At 73.6% G+C, this 18,529-nt stretch carries 22 protein-coding genes; 12 read left to right on the forward strand and 10 right to left on the reverse strand.

The window, feature by feature from the left end; genetic code table 11:
- Positions 1-35 precede the first annotated feature (35 nt).
- Complete coding sequence (locus tag ACZ6Y7_RS18410) at positions 36-968, forward strand: ROK family protein (RefSeq protein WP_465758935.1); 933 nt, start codon at positions 36-38, stop codon at positions 966-968.
- 48 nt (positions 969-1,016) lie between these two features.
- Here the strand turns inward: ACZ6Y7_RS18410 and ACZ6Y7_RS18415 are convergent, their stop codons facing one another.
- The 6 genes from ACZ6Y7_RS18415 to ACZ6Y7_RS18440 all read right to left on the reverse strand — a co-directional run bounded on the left by ACZ6Y7_RS18415 (position 1,017) and on the right by ACZ6Y7_RS18440 (position 5,385).
- The gene (locus ACZ6Y7_RS18415) at positions 1,017-1,412 is read right to left on the reverse strand and encodes a DUF2267 domain-containing protein (protein WP_465758936.1); all 396 of its coding nucleotides are present in this window, start codon (positions 1,410-1,412) and stop codon (positions 1,017-1,019) included.
- A 274-nt stretch (positions 1,413-1,686) separates the two neighbouring features.
- Complete coding sequence (locus ACZ6Y7_RS18420; protein WP_465758937.1) at positions 1,687-2,238, reverse strand: acyl-CoA thioesterase; 552 nt, start codon at positions 2,236-2,238, stop codon at positions 1,687-1,689.
- Positions 2,235-2,546, reverse strand: coding sequence for a hypothetical protein (locus ACZ6Y7_RS18425; protein ID WP_465758938.1), 312 nt, complete (start codon positions 2,544-2,546; stop codon positions 2,235-2,237). Before ACZ6Y7_RS18425 ends, ACZ6Y7_RS18420 begins: the two co-directional genes overlap by 4 nt.
- 384 nt (positions 2,547-2,930) lie before the next feature.
- Entirely contained in the window at positions 2,931-4,316 is a 1,386-nt protein-coding gene (locus ACZ6Y7_RS18430) for an NAD(P)/FAD-dependent oxidoreductase (RefSeq protein ID WP_465758939.1), read from the reverse strand.
- Positions 4,317-4,422: 106 nt separating this feature from the next.
- Entirely contained in the window at positions 4,423-4,911 is a 489-nt protein-coding gene (locus tag ACZ6Y7_RS18435) for a flavoprotein (RefSeq protein ID WP_465758940.1), read from the reverse strand.
- Between the two features lie 12 nt (positions 4,912-4,923).
- Positions 4,924-5,385, reverse strand: a complete 462-nt coding sequence (locus tag ACZ6Y7_RS18440) for an ATP-binding protein (RefSeq protein ID WP_465758941.1) — start codon at positions 5,383-5,385, stop codon at positions 4,924-4,926.
- Between the two features lie 212 nt (positions 5,386-5,597).
- On the opposite strand from ACZ6Y7_RS18440, the gene ACZ6Y7_RS18445 reads away from it, so the two are divergent.
- From ACZ6Y7_RS18445 to ACZ6Y7_RS18460, 4 genes are all read left to right on the forward strand, one after another.
- On the forward strand, positions 5,598-6,860 hold the full coding sequence (locus ACZ6Y7_RS18445) for an XRE family transcriptional regulator (RefSeq protein ID WP_465758942.1): 1,263 nt from the start codon (positions 5,598-5,600) through the stop codon (positions 6,858-6,860).
- The gene (locus ACZ6Y7_RS18450) at positions 6,857-7,375 is read left to right on the forward strand and encodes an NUDIX domain-containing protein (RefSeq protein ID WP_465758943.1); all 519 of its coding nucleotides are present in this window, start codon (positions 6,857-6,859) and stop codon (positions 7,373-7,375) included. Before ACZ6Y7_RS18445 ends, ACZ6Y7_RS18450 begins: the two co-directional genes overlap by 4 nt.
- A 101-nt stretch (positions 7,376-7,476) precedes the next feature.
- Positions 7,477-7,833 carry a hypothetical protein gene (locus ACZ6Y7_RS18455; RefSeq protein WP_465758944.1) on the forward strand — a complete coding sequence of 119 codons (357 nt, stop codon included), beginning with the start codon at positions 7,477-7,479 and terminating at the stop codon, positions 7,831-7,833.
- Positions 7,834-7,941: 108 nt separating this feature from the next.
- Positions 7,942-9,153: a GNAT family N-acetyltransferase gene (locus ACZ6Y7_RS18460; protein WP_465758945.1), complete on the forward strand. Its 1,212-nt coding sequence runs from the start codon at positions 7,942-7,944 to the stop codon at positions 9,151-9,153.
- A 138-nt stretch (positions 9,154-9,291) separates the two neighbouring features.
- On the opposite strand, the gene ACZ6Y7_RS18465 is transcribed toward ACZ6Y7_RS18460, so the two are convergent.
- Positions 9,292-9,777, reverse strand: coding sequence for a cysteine/serine endopeptidase inhibitor (locus ACZ6Y7_RS18465; RefSeq protein ID WP_465758946.1), 486 nt, complete (start codon positions 9,775-9,777; stop codon positions 9,292-9,294).
- A 291-nt stretch (positions 9,778-10,068) separates the two neighbouring features.
- Between ACZ6Y7_RS18465 and ACZ6Y7_RS18470 the strand changes: the two genes are divergently transcribed.
- The 3 genes from ACZ6Y7_RS18470 to ACZ6Y7_RS18480 all read left to right on the forward strand — a co-directional run bounded on the left by ACZ6Y7_RS18470 (position 10,069) and on the right by ACZ6Y7_RS18480 (position 11,643).
- On the forward strand, positions 10,069-10,278 hold the full coding sequence (locus ACZ6Y7_RS18470) for a hypothetical protein (protein ID WP_465758947.1): 210 nt from the start codon (positions 10,069-10,071) through the stop codon (positions 10,276-10,278).
- A gap of 148 nt (positions 10,279-10,426) precedes the next feature.
- Positions 10,427-11,080, forward strand: a complete 654-nt coding sequence (locus ACZ6Y7_RS18475) for a 4'-phosphopantetheinyl transferase family protein (RefSeq protein WP_465758948.1) — start codon at positions 10,427-10,429, stop codon at positions 11,078-11,080.
- Positions 11,081-11,259: 179 nt separating this feature from the next.
- Positions 11,260-11,643 carry a barstar family protein gene (locus tag ACZ6Y7_RS18480; protein ID WP_465758949.1) on the forward strand — a complete coding sequence of 128 codons (384 nt, stop codon included), beginning with the start codon at positions 11,260-11,262 and terminating at the stop codon, positions 11,641-11,643.
- 136 nt (positions 11,644-11,779) lie between these two features.
- Here ACZ6Y7_RS18480 and ACZ6Y7_RS18485 read toward each other — a convergent pair whose 3' ends face one another.
- Entirely contained in the window at positions 11,780-12,769 is a 990-nt protein-coding gene (locus tag ACZ6Y7_RS18485; RefSeq protein ID WP_465758950.1) for a polysaccharide deacetylase family protein, read from the reverse strand.
- Positions 12,770-13,001: 232 nt separating this feature from the next.
- Between ACZ6Y7_RS18485 and ACZ6Y7_RS18490 the strand changes: the two genes are divergently transcribed.
- Together ACZ6Y7_RS18490 and ACZ6Y7_RS18495 are read left to right on the forward strand one after the other, a co-directional pair.
- A complete protein-coding gene (locus ACZ6Y7_RS18490) occupies positions 13,002-14,603 on the forward strand; it encodes a CehA/McbA family metallohydrolase (RefSeq protein WP_465758951.1) in 1,602 nt (533 codons plus the stop codon).
- A 357-nt stretch (positions 14,604-14,960) separates the two neighbouring features.
- The gene (locus ACZ6Y7_RS18495; protein ID WP_465758952.1) at positions 14,961-15,458 is read left to right on the forward strand and encodes a hypothetical protein; all 498 of its coding nucleotides are present in this window, start codon (positions 14,961-14,963) and stop codon (positions 15,456-15,458) included.
- A 51-nt stretch (positions 15,459-15,509) separates the two neighbouring features.
- On the opposite strand, the gene ACZ6Y7_RS18500 is transcribed toward ACZ6Y7_RS18495, so the two are convergent.
- Complete coding sequence (locus ACZ6Y7_RS18500) at positions 15,510-16,016, reverse strand: DinB family protein (RefSeq protein WP_465759124.1); 507 nt, start codon at positions 16,014-16,016, stop codon at positions 15,510-15,512.
- Between the two features lie 168 nt (positions 16,017-16,184).
- Here ACZ6Y7_RS18500 and ACZ6Y7_RS18505 point away from each other — a divergent pair, with 168 nt between their 5' ends.
- Positions 16,185-16,757 (forward strand): carboxymuconolactone decarboxylase family protein, encoded by a 573-nt coding sequence (locus ACZ6Y7_RS18505; RefSeq protein WP_465758953.1) that lies wholly within the window; start codon positions 16,185-16,187, stop codon positions 16,755-16,757.
- 221 nt (positions 16,758-16,978) lie between these two features.
- Positions 16,979-17,854 carry a class I SAM-dependent methyltransferase gene (locus tag ACZ6Y7_RS18510; RefSeq protein WP_465758954.1) on the forward strand — a complete coding sequence of 292 codons (876 nt, stop codon included), beginning with the start codon at positions 16,979-16,981 and terminating at the stop codon, positions 17,852-17,854.
- A 132-nt stretch (positions 17,855-17,986) separates the two neighbouring features.
- Here ACZ6Y7_RS18510 and ACZ6Y7_RS18515 read toward each other — a convergent pair whose 3' ends face one another.
- The gene (locus ACZ6Y7_RS18515; protein WP_465758955.1) at positions 17,987-18,406 is read right to left on the reverse strand and encodes a TOBE domain-containing protein; all 420 of its coding nucleotides are present in this window, start codon (positions 18,404-18,406) and stop codon (positions 17,987-17,989) included.
- Positions 18,407-18,529: the final 123 nt, after the last annotated feature.

Here is an 18,529-nt window from a genome sequence, read left to right on the forward strand (position 1 = left end):
CGGGGCGCCGCCCCCGCTACCCCCTGGAGACCGCCGTGCCGCCCACCCCGCTGTTCGCCGCCGTCGACATCGGCGGCACCAAGATCGCCGGCGCCCTGGTCGACGGCTCGGGACGGCTGCGGCACCGGCTCCAGCTGCCCACCCCGGCCACCGAGCCCGGCCCGGCCGTGCTCGCCGTGGTGCACCAGGTGCTGGACCAGCTCGCCGGCACCGACGACTGGGCCGCGGTGACGGCCCTCGGCATCGGCAGCGCCGGCCCGGTCGACCTCGCCGAGGGCACCGTCAGCCCGGTCAACATCCCCGGCTGGCGGGGCTTCCCGCTGGTCGCCGAGGTCGCCGCACACCGGGCGGTGGCGGCGCGCACCCTGCCCGTCCACCTCGCCGGGGACGGCGTCGCGATGGCCGCCGCCGAGCACTGGCAGGGCGCCGCCCGGGGCGCGGACAACGCGCTCTGCCTGGTGGTCTCCACCGGCGTCGGCGCCGGACTGGTGCTCGACGGCGCGGTCCGGCCCGGCCCCAGCGGCAACGCCGGGCACCTCGGCCACATCACCGTCGACCTGGACGGCGAGCCCTGCCCGTGCGGCTCCCGCGGCTGCCTGGAGGGCCTGGCCAGCGGCACCGCCATCGCCCGCCGGGCACTCGCCGACGGCTGGCGGCCCGACGGCGAGGACCGCTCGGCCCGCGCCGTCGCCGCCTCCGCCGCCGCGGGCGACCGGGTCGCCCGCGCCTCCTTCGACCGCGCCGCCCGGGCCCTGGCCGCCGGCATCGCCGCCACGGCCGCCCTGGTGGACCTGAACCGCGTCGTCGTCGGCGGCGGCGTGGCCACCGCCGGGGACGTGCTGTTCGCCCCGCTCGCCCGCCACCTGGACCGCTACGCCGCCCTCTCCTACGTCCGCGGTCTCGACGTGCGCCGCGCCGAACTCGGCACCGACGCCGGGCTGATCGGGGCGGCCGCGCTCTGCCGCTGAGCGCTCACCGGGCCGCGTGGCGGGCCCGCTCGGGCCCGCCCGGACGGCTCACGCGGGGGTGGGGTGCCCGAACAGCAGGTCGTAGCCCTCCGGCAGCTGCTCGACCACCCGGTCGATCAGCTCCTCGGGAACCAGGTCGGCCACGGTGCTGAGCACCGCTCCGATGTCCCACTGCGCCGTCGCGGTGGTCGCCCCGTCGATCCACCCGACCACGCCCTGGACGAAGCGTTCGGCGCTCAGCGGCTCGGACGCGGGCTCGGCGTCGCGCAGCAGCGAGGCGTACGTCCCGGGCAGCGCCTCGGCGAGTTGGGTCCGCTCCGAGCCCACCAGGTGCTCGCCGAGCAGGGCGAGCACGACCCGGGCGGCGTGGTCCGCCTCCGCCTCGCCCCGGTACTCGCCGCGCTCCACGACGCGGGCGAGGAAGTCCTCCCAGGAGATGGTCATCGAGTCCTCCTTCCGGTCGGCGGGATCCGGTGGGACCGACGGCGGTCTGCGCCCCGGGCAGGGAGGTGGCATCGCGGCCCGTGACCGCCGTGGGACGTACCGGTGCCCGTGCTGCTCAGCGTAACTCGCCCCGGCGCCCCGGGAACCGGCCCGATGCGATCGGGCCCGGCCGGGCGCCGGGTGTCCGGCCTCGGCGGATCGACGCCGTTGTCGATCACGCCGCCGGCCCGGGGCCGCGCCCCGGGGAGCGGGTCCGCCCGCCGTCGGTCCGCGGTCAGCCCGCCGAGGTGCGGCACCGCCTGCGCGGCCGGCGCGAGGCCCAGGCCCGGCCCGCGGCGCCGGAGGCCACCCGCTGCGTCGGCGCCGTCGCCGTCGCGGTGGCCCGGGCTCCCTCGGCACGCGCCTTCTCCGGCATAAACGTCGAGAGAAAGCGGCGCTCGTTCGGGCTCAGGGCGCGCGAGCGGCCGGATTCGCGATCCCGGGCGACCACCACGGTCCGCGCCCGCATAAAGGTCAGCGGATCCCGGCAGACATTCACCTCGACGTGCGCGGAACTCCGCCCGATCCGTTCCACGGTGAGCCGCACCGACAATGGCTCGGGGCGGTGGTGCAACTGCTCCAGATAATCGATCTCGTGCCGCGCGATAATGAACCCGGACGGGAACAGCGATTCCCGGACGGCGGTCGCGTGGTGGCAGAACAGGTCGTAAATCCCCTCCTGGATGTAGCCGACCAGCCGGGCGTTGTTGATGTGCCCGTTCTCGTCGACGTCGCTCCACCGGGTGGGGCAGGCCAGCACGTGCTCGCCCAGGTGCACCGCGCTCACTGCTGCGTCAGCCCGGCACCGGCGCCGGCGGGCAGCAGCGCCCGCTGCAACCTGGCGTAGTAGGCGGAGTGTTCGGCCGCCATCCGGGCCGCGGTCCAGCCCTCCTCGGCGGCCTCCGCGGCCGCCTGGACGACCAGGCTGTCGAGCACCGCGTCGACCGAGCGGCACAGCTCGGCGACCGCCGCGAGCCGCTCGGTCACCTCCGAGCCGCCCGCCGCGTTCCGGGACGGAAACGCCGCCAGCGAATCCACGGCGAGCTGCAGATCGTCGAGCGTTTCCGGTCGGCTTTCCGAAGGGAAATTCCGCATGTTTTTCTCCAGGACTCAATCGGCCTTGACGGCCCGGTAACCAGCGTTCGAATACACCGGATCGGTGTCGGCCCCCCGACGCCTTCGACGCTATCCCAGTCGGCGGGGGTCGGCAGATCGTTTTCGGACCGCGACGGGAAACTGACTTCCATCGGAGTAGTTTGCGGGGCACACAATATGCCCCATCAGCCGAACGCTGTCCGCAATTCGGGTGGCATCGCCGACTCGAGGTCCAAGATCCACTACTCGGCGTCGCTGATCTGCTAATAGCCTCCGCCGCCATCCCGCCGCACCGCCGCCACGCCCGGCCGAGCTGCCGATCCGGCACCCCGAGCCCTTCGCCCCGCGGGGCGGAGCCCGCCGCCGACAGCCCCAGGTGGCGCGCTAGCGCCCGGACACCAGGTCCGCGGCCCGGGCGATCGGCGAGGTTCCGGCCCGCCCGGCCGCCTCGTGCCGGTCGGCGGCGTGGTACGCGGCGTACATCGCGTGCACCCCCAGCCAGCGCAGCGGCTCCGGCTCCCAGCGCCGCACGGTGTGGCCCACCCAGGGCAGCCGGGTCAGCCCGGTGTCGCGCCCCAGCACCAGGTCGCGCAGCGTCCGCCCGGCGACGTTGGTCGTGGTCACCCCGCTGCCGACGTAGCCGCCCGCCCAACCGAGCCCGGTCACCCGGTCCAGCTCCACCGTGGCGCACCAGTCCCGGGGCACGCCCAGCACGCCCGCCCAGGCGTGGTCGATCCGGGCCCCGGCGGCGGCCGGGAAGAAGCGGTTCAGGATCGCCCGCAACTGCCGCACGGTCTCCACCTGCGTGGAGCCGTCCGAGTCCGTCCGCGAGCCGAACCGGTACGGCACCCCGCGGCCGCCGAGCGCGATCCGGTCGTCCGCGGTGCGCTGCGCGTACATGTAGGCGTGCGCGAAGTCGCCCAGCACCTCACGGCCCTGCCAACCCACCTCCGCCCAGAACCCGGCCGGCAGCGGCTCGGTGGCGACCATCGCGGAGTTCATCGGCAGCCAGGTGCGCTTCTCGCCGCGCAGCCCGGCGGTGAACCCCTCGGTGGCACGCAGCACGTACTCGGCGGTGACGGTGCCGTACGGGGTGACGGCCCGCGGCCTGCGGTAGGCGTCGCCGGGCAGGATCGCGCTCACCGGCGTGCCCTCGTACACCTCCACCCCGAGCCCGCGCACGGTCCGGGCCAGGCCGCGCACCAGCTTCGCGGGCTGGATGCGGGCGCCGTACGGGGACCACGAGCCGCCGAGGGTGCCCGCGACCGCGACCCGGTCGTCCGCCTCCTGGGCGCTCAGCAGCTCGACCCGGCCCGCCCCGTACTCCCGCTCGGCCTCGACGAAGGCCCGCAGCCGGGCCAACTGCGGCTGGTTGCGAGCGACTTCGAGCACACCGCCACGGACGACGTCCGCCTCGATCCGCTCGGCGGCGGCGACCTCCACCACCTCGCCGACGGCCTCGTCCATCACCCGTTGCATCGCCGCCGCGCGCTGCCGCCCGTACCGCTTGGCGAAGGCACCGCGCCCCGCGAAGCCGTTGTACAGCCAGCCGCCGTTGCGGCCGGACGCGCCGTAGCCGCAGAACCGCTGTTCCACCAGGGCGATCCGCAGCGAGGGTTCGGCCTTCTTCAGGTAGTAGGCGGTCCACAGGCCGGTGTACCCGCCACCGACGATGCAGACGTCCACGTCCCGGTCCCCGGGGAGCCCGGGCCCGGCCTCCGGCACCCCGTCCGCCGCGTACCAGAACGACACCCCGCCGTTGACCGCCACCGGAACCTCCCGCACCCTCGCCGACCTGCCCGGACGCTACCCGGGCCCGGCCGGCGCGGACCACCCCCCACACTGCCAGGATCCCGGGGCCCGACCAGCCACCCTGTCAGTCCCGCAGCAGCTCCAACGCCCGCGTCCAGCTGTACGCCCCCGCCCCCGGCACGAACTCCGCGACCCGCACGCCCATCCGCCGCAGCTTCGCCAGGCTCTCCCCGTACGCGGGATGCGCCGCCTGCGCGGGACTGACGCACGGCTGGACGGCCACCGGGATCCCCCACCCGTACGACTCGCAGAGGATCCCCAGCGCCAGGGTGTCCGAGATCCCCAGGGCCCACTTGTTGATGGTATTGAACGTCGCCGGGGAGACGACGAGGGCGTCCGGATCCGGCAGCGGCCGGGGCTCCCCCGGCTTCCGCCAGGCCGACCGGATCGGATACCCGGTCTGCGCGGTGACGGCGTCGACGTCGATGAACCCCATCGCCTGCGGAGTCGCCACCACCCCCACCTCCCACCCCTCAGACTGAGCAGCCGAGATCAACTCCCCCACCCCACCGGCGACCCCCGCCGCACACACCACCACGTACAACACCGGCATCCCCTCACCCCTTCACCGCACCACCAGCTCCGCATGCACCACCTTCCCAAACGGCTCCGCCACCGCACCCCAACGCCCCTCCGTCAGGACATGGACGAGTGCCAACCCCCGATGCCCCTCCTCCTCGGTCCCCGCCACCATCAACACCGGCATCACCCGCGACCCGTCCCGCACCGCCACCCGCACCCTCCGCTCGGTCAGTCGGCGGACGGTGACGGTCATCCTCGTCAGACACCCCGTCTTGACCGCATTGGCCACCAACTCACTCACGACCACCTCGGCGGAATCGACCAGCTCCGGAAGCCCCCACTCACACAACTTCTCCCGCACCAACCCCCGAGCCGCAGCAGCCGACTCGGGCCGGTAGGGCAGGAGCGCCGTAGCAGGCTTCGGCGCCCGGTCAGAACGGTCAACCGGCGGCACCTGCAGGCGACGGACGGCCGCGGTGTGCTTCTCCTCGACGGGCTGACTCATCACGGGTCACTCCTCAAAGAGGTCAGGGGCCTCGCTGTTTCGGGGCCCACCTGGCAGCCGCACCGCCCCTCGGGACACCTCGGATCCGGTCGGCTCCCCGTCACTCAACCCACTACCGACCCGCGCAGGAGACTCCGATCCAGTGACTCCAAGTCGAGGTCATCGCACTCTCCGTGGCCGTACGATCGACCCATGCAACCAAGGGGGTGAGAGTGGACGGCCATCCGGACCCGCGCCAGATCGTTGCGGGCCTGCTCGACGATCCGCGCTTCCTGTCAGCGTGCTCGATGCGCGACGTGGGAGCCGTGCTCCGCCTCCTGAACGCCCATGGCATCAGCACCCGTCGCCTCGCCTCAGCCGTGGAGATCACCCAAGGTCGCCTGTACGACTACATGAACGGCAAAACCCGGGTGGAGAAGCTGGCGTTGTTCGAGCAGATCTCCGATGCCCTGCACATCCCCGGCCATCTGCTGGGCCTTGCCGAACGCCCCTGGGAGCCGATGACCTCCGCATTCAGAACCCCGATGCCCTTGTCTTCGCGCCCTGCGGCCGAAGGCGACCTCGCAGCTGTCGAAGCCTTCCGCGCTGCCGATCGACAGACCGGAGGCGGACGCCTCTATGCCGCCGTGGTCCGCCACCTGTCCGCGAACGTGGCACCGCGACTGGTCGACATCGGAAGCAGTTCCCAGGTGTTCGTCACCGCCTCCGCACTTACCGAGATGGCCGGATGGATGGCGCACGACTCCGGCCGCGACGAACTCGCCGCAAGCCACCTCACCCGGGCGCTCACACTGGCCCGAACAGCCGGCGATCTCCCCCTCGCTGCTCACATCGCCGCCAGCACAAGCCATCTGTCGCTCCATGACGGTGACCCGGCCCAGGCCTCGCACTGGGCCACGGTCGGCATCGAACTGTCCCGCCGAGGCCCGCACCTGCCGAGCCTGGCGGCCAGACTGCACGCCGTACTCGCCCGTTCCCTCGCCGCCTCCGGGCAGTTCGGACCGGCCACTCGCTCACTCGATCTCGCCCACTCAGCCCTCACAACGCGGGCAGACGAGACACACCCGTGGTTGAGCCCGTTCGACCACGCCACCCTCGCCGGCGAATCCGCACTGGTCTTCACCGACCTCGGACGCCACACCGATGCACTCCGGTGTGCCGAACAGGCCGTCGTCCTGCGGGAGGAGGGCCGCACGCGTTCTCTGGCGTTCAGTCGGATCACCCTCGCCCGCGCGCACCTCCAGTGCGGCGACCTGGACGCGGCGGTCTCGGTCGGAATCGAGCTCCTGTCGACCAGCCCCACCCTCGGTTCGGTTCGGGTCGTCCACCAACTCGACGACCTCGCCGAACTCCTCGCGAGGCACCGCGACCACCGACCCGTGCAGGAATACCTGGCACGATTCGATGAAGCGAGCAGGACCCGGCTCCTCCTGCTCGCCGACATCATCCCGGAGTCCCGGGGAGGTTCATCGTGAGGCCGACACCCACCGACCCCGAGGCCTGGAATGCCTACCTCGCCGAGGGCAACGCGAAGCAGGCCCGCAAGCGCGTTTCGGCCGACGTGATCCTTCGCGACGAGCACGATCGCGTCCTCGTCGTCAATCCGACCTACAAGGACGGCTGGGACCTGCCCGGCGGCATGGCGGAGGCCGACGAGCCGCCCGACCAGGCCGCCGTCCGCGAGCTGCGCGAGGAACTGGGCCTCACCATCACCATCCATCGCCTCCTGGTCGTGGACTGGGTGGCCCCGCACGGCCCTTGGGACGACCAGCTCGCCTTCATCTTCGACGCGGGTACCCTCCCCCTGGCCCTCGCCGCCAGCGTCCGTCCGCACGATGACGAGCTCTCCGAAGTGCTCTTCCTGCCAGCCGCCGAATCCGCCGCCCGACTCCGCCCGCGCCAGCGCGACCGCCTGCTCGCCGCCCTCCAGGCGCTCACGGACGGCCGGACCCGCTACCTGCGCAATGGAGAAGAGCCATGGCAGGCATGAACCGACCGCACCACGACGAGACCGACGTGAGCCGAAGCCGCGCTGGCGATGAACTCGTTGGAGTGGCAGCGGGAGTACCTCCGAAGCGAAGGGTGACAGCCATGACCGAGGACGGCCGGATCTTCCGTGAGGCGTGGATCGCCGGGGTGCGCAAGCACTTCCCGGGCGAGCCGAAGCCCGGCTACGTCGCTCCTTGGGAGGACACCCCTGCCTGGGAACGGGCCTCCGCCGCAGCGGTGTTCGGGCAGGTCCGCGACTTCGTGGCGGTCAGTGCGGGCACGACCGCCAAGCTGACCCGGGAGCAGAAGGGCCGCTTCGTCGCGACCTGCTGGATCGCCCAGATCCACAAGCACATCGCGGACCCCAAGCCCAGCTACGTCGCCGACTGGGACGAGCTGCCCACGTGGCAGCAGGAGACCGACGCCGACATCTTCGAGGCCATCGAACGGCAAGTCTGAACCTCACCGTCCGTCCGTAAATCGTTTGACCCTGCCACGCCACCGGGCTGCACTGGGGCGTGGCACCGCACTCCGTGGTGCCGGCAGCCCGAGGAGGCAGCGGTAGCCATGGAGATCCGTTCCACGACCGACCAGGACCGCGAGGTCTTCGTCGACACGCTCCATGCCGCGTTCGCCCGCTTCCCGGGGACACCGGCCGAGGACGGCGGTGGTCTGTGGTGGTCGGCGCTGGAGCTCGACCGGGGCCTGCTCGCCCTCGACCCGGACGGCCGACCGATCGGCACCGCCGCTGCCTACTCCTTCGAACTCACCCTGCCCGGCGGGGCCCTCGTCCCCGTACCCGGGATCAGCGCCGTCGGCGTCGTGCCCACGCACCGGCGGCGGGGCGTGCTCACCGCGATGATGCGACATCAGCTCGCCGGGCTACGGGAGCGCGGAGAGTTCCTGTCCGTCCTGCTGGCCTCCGAGTCCTCGATCTACGGCAGGTTCGGCTACGGCCCGGCGACGTACACCCAGCGGCTGACGGTCCCCCGCCACCGGGCGGCCCTCACCGCTCCCCGGGCCGGCGGAACGGACGCGGGCTCGATCGAGGTGCTGAAGCGCGCCGACTGCGGCGAGCTGCTGGAGGAGGTCTACGACCGGTACCGCCGCACGCAGCCCGGCGCGCTGTCCCGGCCGCACCGGTGGTGGGCGCTGGGCGCCGGACAGCCCCCGGTCGCCCGGGCGCCGCGCCATGTCGTCGTGCACCGCGACGCGAACGGCGTGCCGGACGGGTACGCCAGCTACTGGCTGGACGAACCCGACACCCTCACCGTCGACGAGGTGATCGCCGCCGACGACACGGTCCACTCGGCCCTCGCCGCGTGTCTGCTCGGCCACGACCTGGTCTCGGAGGTCGTGTTCAAGCACTCCCCGCCGGAGCATCCGCTGCGCTGGCAGCTCGTGGACTTCAGCGCCGGGCAGCTGAGCAGGAGCACGGACTGGCTCTGGGTGCGGATCCTGGACGTCCCGCGCGCGCTCACCTCGCGCGGCTGGCTCGGCGACGGGGAGCTCGTCCTCGACGTCGACGACCCGTTCCTCGGGGAGCGCGGCCGCCATCTGCTGACCGTCCGGGACGGCAAGGCGGAGTGCGTCCCGACCGACCGCGATCCCGACCTGTCCCTGGACGTGCGCGACCTGGGCGCGATCTACCTCGGCGGCACCTCCCCGACCACGCTCGTGCGCGCCGGCCACATCCGCGCCCACCGCCCCGACGCGGCCGCCCTGGCGGACGCCCTCTTCCGCGCCGAGCGCCCGCCGCACTGCCTGCACTGGTTCTGACCCGTACCCGCCTTCGCGCCCGCGCCCGACTCGCGTCCGTGCCCGCCTCCGTCCCCGTCCGCACACGCGACGCACGCCGCGCCCGCCCCCGTCGTGCCGTAGGGGGCGGGCACGGCCGTGGAGGGCCGGTCCGGCGGCTCAGCCGATGGTGGAGCCGGCGACCGGGGCGGACAGCTCGACGGTCTCGCCCCTCAGGCCGGTCTTCACGAACTGCCAGGTGAGGCCGCTGATGACGCCCTTGTCGAGCGGCGCCAGCTTGGCGAAGGCCGGTTGGCTGAGGTCGATGTGGGTGGAGTCACAGGAGGGGCACTGGTCCTTCACCGGGACGGTGATGGTCTTGCCCTGGTACGTCACCTTGACCGAAATCCCCTTGCAGACCGGGTCGTTGTTCGGGTTCGCGGTGGTCCACCAGGTGTGCGAGACGGCGACCAGCAGCTGCGTGGAGGCGTTGATCTGGGTGCCACAGGCGCCGAAGCCCGCGTCGTTGTAGTAGGTGGCCTTGCCGGTCATGGGCTTGTTGATCGGGATGGCGGCGCTGGCGGTGCCGGCCGTGAAGGCGATGAGAGCGGCTGCGGCGAGCGGGGCGCCCGCGAGGATCCTGAGGTTCTTGCCGATGGCGCGCATGGTTCGTTCCCTCCGGTTGCCGTGCTGATGAATCGCTCGGAACAGGTTGATCATGGGCATGACAGCCAGAAGTCACCACAGCTGTACGGCAGTTCGGCGACTCGGTGCCCACTCCCGAGAGGGGAACGTATGCGCTCTTCCTTGGCGTGGTCCAGACCTCCATGATGTTGGCATGAACACAAGGCAAGGATCTTTACGAATGCGACCGAAAGAGCGAAGATACGTGACCGCACTGCCACGGAGGGTGTTGACCGGGCGTCACCCGCCCGTACGTCCCGGAGGCCCCGTCACATGCGCACCGCCCTCGCCGCCCTGCTCCTCGGCGCCGTCCTGGTCCCGGCCGCGGCCGCACCCGCGACCGCCGCTCCCGCCACCTCCGCCGGCCCGGCCCGCGCGGTGAACCAGGGCTACAGCATCCCGGTCGGCGGGATCACCGACCTCGGCGCCCTGCCCGTCCTCGGCAGCCTCGGCCTGGACTTCGCCCGGCTCCTCGGCCAGTAGCCTCCGGCGGCGGCCCCGCCCGCAAGGGCAGCAGCCCCCGGCGGCGGCCCCGCCCGCGGTCCCCGTTCCACCTCGCACGATCCGCCACCCGGGTTACTCTCGTCCCGCGCGGCGACGACCCCGCGCGACCGACCGAGGGGGAGAACGGGTGATCGGGGACCTGCTGCCGGACGTCGTGGCGACCGAGGTGGCGTACGACGACCCGCCGGAGGCCCGGCTGGAGCCGGCGGAGGAGGCGGTCCTGGCCCGGGTCGTCGACAAGCGGCGCCGCGAGTTCACCACCGTGCGGCACTGCGCCCGGGCCGCCCTCGCCCGGCTCGGCGTCCCCTACCGCCCGCTCGTCCCGGGCCTGCGCGGCGCGCCGAGCTGGCCGGACGGCGTGGTCGGCAGCCTCACCCACTGCGACGGCTTCCGCGCGGCGGCCGTGGCCCGGGCCGGGGCGCTCGCCTCCGTCGGCATCGACGCCGAGCCCGCGCTCCCGTTGCAGGACGGCGAGCTGGACATCGTCGCGCTGCCCGTCGAGCAGAAGCGGCTGGCCGACCTGGCCGCCGCGCACCCGGGCACCCCGTGGGACCGCCTCCTGTTCAGCGCCAAGGAGTCGGTGTACAAGGCGTGGTTCCCGCTGACCGGGCTCTTCCTGGAGTTCAGCGAGGCCGAGCTGGAGCTCTCCCCCGACGGCACCTTCGCCGCCCGCCTGCTGGTCCCGGGCCCGCTGGTCGGCGGGCGCCGGATCGACGGTTTCGACGGCCGCTGGGCCGTCCGGGACGGCCTGCTCGCCACCGCCATCGCCGCCGCGCCGTGACCGACGGTCGAGCCACCGACCACCGAGCCGCCGACCACTGAACCACGGCCCACCGAGCCACCGCCCCCAACGGCGCCCCCGCCCGCCCCCGACGCCCCGGCCCCCGACGCTCCGACCGGCCCCGGAACCGTGACCTTCCGTCGCCGCCCCGTTCACCACCCGGGCATATCCTCGACCCCGTGACGGTGACTTACGTGATCGACGGCAGCAGGATCGGCACCCTGGAGGACTTCTGGGACGTCGTCGGGCAGGAGATCGGCGCCGACGGCTACTTCGGCCGCAACCTCGACGCCTTCGCCGACTGCCTGCGCGGCGGCTACGGCACGCCCGACGACGGGGACTGGGTGATCGAGTGGCGCCGGCACGAGGTGTCCCGCCGCAACCTCGGCCACCCGGAGACGGCCCGCCAGCTGGAGCTCCGGCTGCGCAGCTGCCACCCCGCCAACCGGGAGCACGTGGCCGCCGAGCTGGCCGCCGCCCGGGCGGGCCGGGGGCCGACGGTCTTCGACTGGCTGGTGCGGATCATCGAGGAGGAGCACCCGGGCGGCCTCCGCCTCGCCTGACCCGCCGGCGGCCCACAGCACCAGGCCCACAACCCCCGGACCGCAACCCCCGAACCGCAACCGCCGGACCGCAACCCCCGGCCCGCCACGCCCGCCCCGCAAGACCGCGCCCCTCGAAGCCGCCCGACGCACGCCGCTACAGCACGTCCGAGAGCCGGACGAACCGCCGCCCCGCCGCCAGCATCCCCGGCACCGCCGCCGCCACCCCGGGGGCGGTGCCGCCGCCGGGGTGGTTCATGTGGCCGATCACGATCGCGCCGGGCGGGGCCGACCCGACCTCCCGGCGCACTTGGGCGGCGCTGAGCGTCGCACCGCCGTCCCCGTTCACGGTGAAGCCGGCCACGCGTTCGCCCAGGTCGGCGACCACCCGGGTGGCGATGTCGTCGTAGTGGGCGGTGCCGGAGCGGAAGAAGCGCGGCGGGTGCCCGAGCAGACCGGCCAGTTTCTGCGCGTTGCCCGCCACCTCGTCGTACACCTCGCCGACGTCTCCGGTGCCGACGATCCCGTAGGCGGAGCGGCCGGTGACCGAGAGGGGGCGGTGGACGGTGCCGTGGTTGCCGATCTCGAACAGCGGGTCGGCGGCGAGCTGCTCGAACTCGTCGGGGTTGGCGTCGATCCAGCGGGCGTTCAGGAAGAGCGTGGCCGGGACGGCGTGCGCGCGCAGGAAGTCGATCAGCGCGGCGTCGTAGCCGTTGCCGCCGGGGCCGCCGCAGGCGTCGAAGGTGAGCGCCGTCGCGCTCTCGCCCTCGGGCAGCTCGGTGATCACCCCGGCGACCTCCAGCCCCCAGTCGGTCGGGGCCGCGGCGCCGTACCGCTCGACCACCTCCGCCCGGGTCGGCTCCTTCGCCGGAACGGGGATCGGTACGGGGGTGGCGGCGAGGCTCGGGCCGGGGGTCGGCGCGGCGCCGGCCTCCGCGGATATACCGCCCGCCGCCGTGGCGTCCGCCGTCGCCGGACCGGAGAGCGCCGCCGGACCGGAGAGCGTCGCCGGACCGGGGACCGACCCCGAGGCCGCCCCGGCGAGCGAGGTCGATGCCGCCGTGGCCCGGCACCCCGTCAGCACGCCTCCGGCCATTACCACGAGCAGCGTCCGCCGACTCACCGCCACGCCAGCCTCCCGGTCCATTCCATCCTGATATCAACCGATTACATGACTATGAACCGACCATTCGTCACTCCCCGCAACTCGCCCCGGCCGCCTCCCGCACCCCTCCCGCCGGCCCCTCCCGCCCCTCCCGTCTCGGCGACGCGACCGACTTCACCGACCCGCCCCACCGCGGTGGGCCCCGTCTCACCCCGGGTTCACCGGCCCGGGTAGGCCGCCGGGCGGACCCGCCCGCCCCAGCCCGGAGACCTCGATGCCGACCGAACCCAGCACCCCGCTCCCCGCCCGCCGCGACCTCCTCCGCACCGGCCTGGCGACCGGCGCCGCGACCGCCCTCGGCCTCGCCGCGGACGCCGGTAACGCCTCGGCCGACCCCACCGCAGCCCCCACCGCGGCCCCGGCCTCAGCCGCCGGCGCGACACCCGACCGCACCTTCACCCTCACCGGCCATCTCCCCACCGGCGCCCCCGACTTCGTCTACCTCCCGGTCGAAGTCCCGGAGGGCGTCCGCGAGATCGCCGTCTCCTACGGCTACGACAAGCCCCCGGTCCCGGCCGGCACGCCCGGCAACTCCTGCGACATCGGCATCTTCGACGAGCGCGGCACCGACCTCGGCGGCCCCGGCTTCCGCGGCTGGTCCGGCGGCTTCCGCACCGAGTTCAGCCTCTCCCGCTCCGCCGCGACCCCGGGCTACCTGCCCGGCCCGGTCAACCCCGGCACCTGGCACATCGTGCTGGGCCCGTACCAGGTCGCCCCGCAGGGCCTGGACTACCACGTCCAGGTCACGCTCCGGTTCGGCGCACCGGGGCCGCAGTTCACCCCGCACTACCCGGCCGAGCGGGCCCGCGGCCGCGGCCGGGCCTGGTACCGGGGCGACTGCCACCTGCACACCGTCCACTCCGACGGGCGGCGGCTCCCCGAGGAGGTCGCGGCCGGGGCGCGCGCGGCCGGGCTGGACTTCATCGTCTCCACCGACCACAACACCAGCTCCTCGCACGCCGTCTGGGGCCCGCTGGCCGGCCCCGACCTGCTGATCGTCCCGGGCGAGGAGATCACCACCCGCAACGGCCACTGGCTGGCCCTCGGCCTGGAGGGCGGCCAGTTCGTCGACTGGCGTTACCGCTCGCGCGACGAGGAGTTCCCGCGCTTCGTCCGGCAGGTCCACCGCTCCGGCGGCTTGGTGGTGCCCGCGCACCCGTACTGCCCGTACGTGGCCTGCCAGTGGAAGTTCGGCTACGAGCAGGCCGACGCCGTCGAGGTGTGGAACGGCCCCTGGACGTACGACGACGAGTCCGCGGTGGACACCTGGGACGGCCGGCTCGCCGTCGCCCTGCGCGAGGGCCGTTCCTGGCTGCCGGCGCTGGGCAACAGCGACGCGCACAGCGAGCCCCAGGTGATCGGTTCCCCGCACACCGTGGTGCTGGCCGAGGACCTCACCCGGGACGCGGTCCTCGACGGGCTGCGCGACGGTCGCAGCTGGCTCGCCGAGTCGAAGGTCGTCCAGCTGGACTTCACCGTCACCGGGCACGGCCGCCGGGCCGGCATCGGTGAGGAGCTGACCGTCCCGGCCGACGCCCCGCTGGACGTCCGGCTCGCCGTCTCCGGCGTGCCCGGCGGCACCGTCCGGCTGATCACCGACGAGGGGCAGATGCACCAGGAGTCGTTGTCCGCCGAGGGCTCCGGCACCGTGGTGTGGCGCACCACGGCCTCGCTCGCCGCGTACGTCCGCGCCGAGGTGCGCCACCCGAAGGCGGACGGCACCCCGGGCAAGGGCAACGCGATGGGCCCGGACCTGCCCTGGGGGCCGATGGCCGTGCTGACCAACCCGATCGTCCTGCGCGCCGAGGAGCGCTGAGAGGAGCACTGCCCCGGGCGCACGGCCCGGCGCACCACACGGCCCGACGCACCACACGGCCCGACGCACCACACGCCGCGGCGCACCGGCCCGGCGCACCGGCCGGGCGCACCGGACGCACACGGCCGGGCCACCGCCCGGTTACCGACCGGTCACCGACCGGCCGCGCCGACCCGCCCGCACACCGGGTGGGGGACGACTCGGGGCACCCGTTTGGACTAGGTTGATTCCCGAAACCCATCAGTCGTAGGGACGAGGCGGTCTGCTGTCCGGATACGGGCCGACCAGCCCCTTCGCACTCCGACCGCCTCGCCCCGGCTACCCGACCGTCCCCGGCCCGCGAAGGGATCCGCAGCTGTGAACCGTACGACCGTAGGTGGGCCGGAGCTCGGGGGCGGCCGGGGCGCCGGGGGCGTCCTGGTCCTCGTCGACCCGTCCGGGGCCGGGAACAGCCCGGTCGCGGAGCTGCTCACCCGGGAGCTGAACCCGAGCGTCCACCTGCGGACGGACGACTTCCTGCGGGTCATCCGCAGCGGCCGCCTCCCGGCGCACCTGCCCGGAGCCGAGCACCAGAACGCCACCGCGCTGGCCGCCGCGGCCCAGGCGGCCTTCGCCTACGCCACCCGCGGCTACCAGGTCGTCGTGGAGAGCCCGACCGCCCTCACCGCGCTGGAGACCTTCCGCCGCGAGAGCCGCACCACCGGCGCCGCGCTGCACTACGTCGTCCTGCACCGCGGTCCGGCCCCGGCGGTCGACCCCGCGCACACCCTGGACACGGCCGACCTCACCCACGAGACCGCCGCCGAGTCCGTCCTCACCGCCCTCACCCGCCGCACCCACCTCCTCGGCTGGTAACCGTCCGACCCGCCGGGCCCGGACAGGGTCTACGCCCCGACTAGACCCCGGCTACGCCCCGACCACCCCGTCGATCGCCTCCCGCAGGAAGTCCGCGTGCCCGTTGTGCCGGGCGTACTCGTGGATCAGGTGCAGCATCACCAGCCGCAGCGACACCTCGGCCTCCCACCGGGCCTGGTAGCCGGTGACGTCGAGGGTCTCGGCGGCCAGTTCGATCCGGCGGGAGTGCTCGACCTCGGCCTGCCACGCGGCGAAGGCCTCGGCACGGGTGGCACCGCCGGCGTCGTACGCGGCCTGGTAGTCACCGTCCTCGGACCAGACCAGCGGGACGTCCTCGGCGTTGATCACCCGCCGGAACCAGGTGCGTTCCACCTCGGCCATGTGCCGGACGAGTCCGAGCAGGCTCAGGGTGGACGGCGGGCTGGAGCGCTGCCGCAGCTGCTCGTCGCTCAGGCCCTCGCACTTCATGGCGAGGGTCGCCCGGTGGAAGTCGAGGAAGGCGCGCAGCATCTCGCGTTCGCCCCCGGTCAGCGGCGGTACGGGGCGTTCGTCGGGCACGTTCACGGGGTCGCTCTCCTCCGGGTTCGCGGTCGGGGTCTCGGAGAACCCTCGCGGACTGTAGCGAACCGCCCGCCCCACCCGGCGGGATTTTTCACGCGCCTGTCACATCCGCCCGCCCCGCGGTGTCTTCATGCCCGACCGAGACACACCCAGGAAGGACACACCATGGCGCTCCGCCTGCCGAAGGCCGTACTGCCCGCTGACATGAGCGAGACCATGATCAAGGCGTTCGGCGCCGTCTTCGAACCCGCCGAGGTGCTCTGGCACAACGCCGGGGTCGCCACAGCCAACCAGGAGTTCGCGGGGAGGGTGGCCGGGTGGGAGGCGCTCGACGAGAGCCTCAAGTCCTTCGCCCACATGGCCGTGGCCTCGCTGATCGGCTGCAGCTGGTGCCTGGACATCAACTACTTCCAGGCCCGGAACCAGGGGTTGGACCTCGCCAAGGCCAGTCAGGTGCCGGTCTGGCGGGGCTCCGAGCTCTTCACGCCGCTGGAGCGGGACGTGATGGCGTACGCCGAGGCGATGTCCGTCACGCCGCCGACCGTCACCGACGAGCAGTACGGCGATCTGCTCGACGCCCTCGGCCCGGCGGCGATGGTCGAACTCACCGCCTACGTCGCCTTCGTCAACATGGCCGCCCGGGCCAACATCGCCAACGGCGTCTCCTCGCAGGGCTTCTCCGACTCCTGCGAGATCCCGCTCGCGGGCCGCCCCGCCACCGGGGCGCCGCGGGCATGACGGCCGTACCGGCCGCCGAACCGCCCCCCGAACCGACCGTCGAAGCGACGGCCGAACCGACCATCGCGCCACCCACCGCACCTGCCAGCGCCGCGGCCGCCCTCACCCGGTAGCCGCCCCCGGTCGCGCGGCGGTGGTCCGAGCCCCCTCGGAGCACCGCCGCGCCCTTTTCCCACCGAGCCCACGCGTCCATCACGTACCGTGTTCCGACGACCACCGGTTTGGGTACGTACCTCGGCGCGCCCGACCGCCGGGCGCCCACCGAGCAGGAGACCGAGCGGCCCATGGACCACAACCACATCCCCCCGACGGTGCGCCAGACCTACGGCGCCGGCGACCTGTCCAAGGCGGCCAGCTTCGCGGGCGGATTCATCAACTTCGGGGACTGGCACGGCATCGACCTCACCGCCCCGACCCCCGAGGACCGGGTCCACAGCCAGGAACAGCTCTACCGGCGCGTCCTACGCACCTTCCCCGAACCACGCGAACGGCTACGCCTCGCCGAGGTCGGCAGCGGCCGCGGCCTCGGCGCCGCGCTCGCGCTGCGCGAGTTCCGCTTCGCCGCCGTCACCGGCGTGGACATCCACCCCGACCAGGTCGAACGCGCCCGCGCCGTCAACGCCAAGGCCTTGGCCACCTACCCCGACCGGCTCGCCTACACCATCGGCGCCGCCGACCGACTGCCCTTCGCCGACGGCTCGCTCGACGGCCTCTACTCCGTCGAGGCCGCCCAGCACTTCCGCGAACTCACCGGCTTCGCGCACGAGGCCGCCCGGGTCCTGCGCCCCGGCGGCCACTTCGCCGTCACCACCTTCTTCGCCGCCCCCGGCGCCGAGGTCGCCGAACGCCTGCGGATCCTCCTCGCCAGCTTCGCCGACGGCCTGGACGTCCCGCACACCCTGGCCGGCTTCACCGCCGACCTCGCCGACGCCGGTCTCACCGGCCTCCACACCGAGTCCATCGGCGCCGACGTCTGGCCAGGCCTCGACCGCTACCTCACCGACACCGTTCCGACCTCCCACTGGACGCGCAACTTCCTCGCCGCCTGGCACGACGGCCTCCTCGACTACCACCTCATCACCGCCACCCGCTCCTGATCCGCCCCGCGCACCGACCGGGAGCACGAAGGCATCGGCCACGACCGACCGCACGCGCCGCGGCCCGTCCCCCTGCGAGGACGGGCCGCGGCGCGCTCGGGACCGCTCGGGACCGCTCCCGACCGCCCGGGATCAGACGGCGGCGAGTGAGACCTCGGTCGACTTGATCAGGGCCACGACGGCGCTCCCCTCCGCCAGGTCGAGGTCGGCACAGGCGTCGGCGGTGATGGCGGCGGTCAGCTCGCCGCCGTCCACGGCGACCTTCACACCGGCCATCGCGGCACCGCTCGTGACGGCGGAGACGGTGCCGGGGAGCTGGTTACGGATGCTCAGGCCCTCGACGGGGCCGGTGGCCAGGGCGACCTCGGTGGACTTCACCAGGGCCCGCACCCGGCTGCCCTCGTGCAGACCGAGGTCCTCGACCGCGTCCCGGGTGACCGCCGCGGTGAGGTCGCGCCCGCCGTCCAGCCGGAGCTTGACGGTGGCCATGACCTCACCCTCAGCCACCGACGTGACCGTGCCGGGCAGTTGGTTGCGGATGCTCAGACTCATGACGGGTACCTCGATCTCGGGTCGTCGTGCTGTTCAAGGGATCCGGTCGCGCGGCTCCACCGTAGTCAGGCGAAACGCCAGGTCACAGCCGTCGGCGTGGCGCCCGGCAGCTGCCAGGGCGGA

This window comes from Kitasatospora sp. NPDC053308 (assembly GCF_055585785.1).

Coding starts and splice junctions, on each gene's coding strand:
- ACZ6Y7_RS18490 (WP_465758951.1), top strand. CDS start 13,002: ATGCCGACCGAACCCAGCACCCCGCTCCCCGCCCGCCGCGACCTCCTC.
- ACZ6Y7_RS18435 (WP_465758940.1), bottom strand. CDS start 4,911: ATGCCGGTGTTGTACGTGGTGGTGTGTGCGGCGGGGGTCGCCGGTGGG.
- ACZ6Y7_RS18460 (WP_465758945.1), top strand. CDS start 7,942: ATGGAGATCCGTTCCACGACCGACCAGGACCGCGAGGTCTTCGTCGAC.
- ACZ6Y7_RS18455 (WP_465758944.1), top strand. CDS start 7,477: ATGACCGAGGACGGCCGGATCTTCCGTGAGGCGTGGATCGCCGGGGTG.
- ACZ6Y7_RS18470 (WP_465758947.1), top strand. CDS start 10,069: ATGCGCACCGCCCTCGCCGCCCTGCTCCTCGGCGCCGTCCTGGTCCCG.
- ACZ6Y7_RS18505 (WP_465758953.1), top strand. CDS start 16,185: ATGGCGCTCCGCCTGCCGAAGGCCGTACTGCCCGCTGACATGAGCGAG.
- ACZ6Y7_RS18440 (WP_465758941.1), bottom strand. CDS start 5,385: ATGAGTCAGCCCGTCGAGGAGAAGCACACCGCGGCCGTCCGTCGCCTG.
- ACZ6Y7_RS18465 (WP_465758946.1), bottom strand. CDS start 9,777: ATGCGCGCCATCGGCAAGAACCTCAGGATCCTCGCGGGCGCCCCGCTC.
- ACZ6Y7_RS18485 (WP_465758950.1), bottom strand. CDS start 12,769: ATGGACCGGGAGGCTGGCGTGGCGGTGAGTCGGCGGACGCTGCTCGTG.
- ACZ6Y7_RS18415 (WP_465758936.1), bottom strand. CDS start 1,412: ATGACCATCTCCTGGGAGGACTTCCTCGCCCGCGTCGTGGAGCGCGGC.
- ACZ6Y7_RS18425 (WP_465758938.1), bottom strand. CDS start 2,546: ATGCGGAATTTCCCTTCGGAAAGCCGACCGGAAACGCTCGACGATCTG.
- ACZ6Y7_RS18515 (WP_465758955.1), bottom strand. CDS start 18,406: ATGAGTCTGAGCATCCGCAACCAACTGCCCGGCACGGTCACGTCGGTG.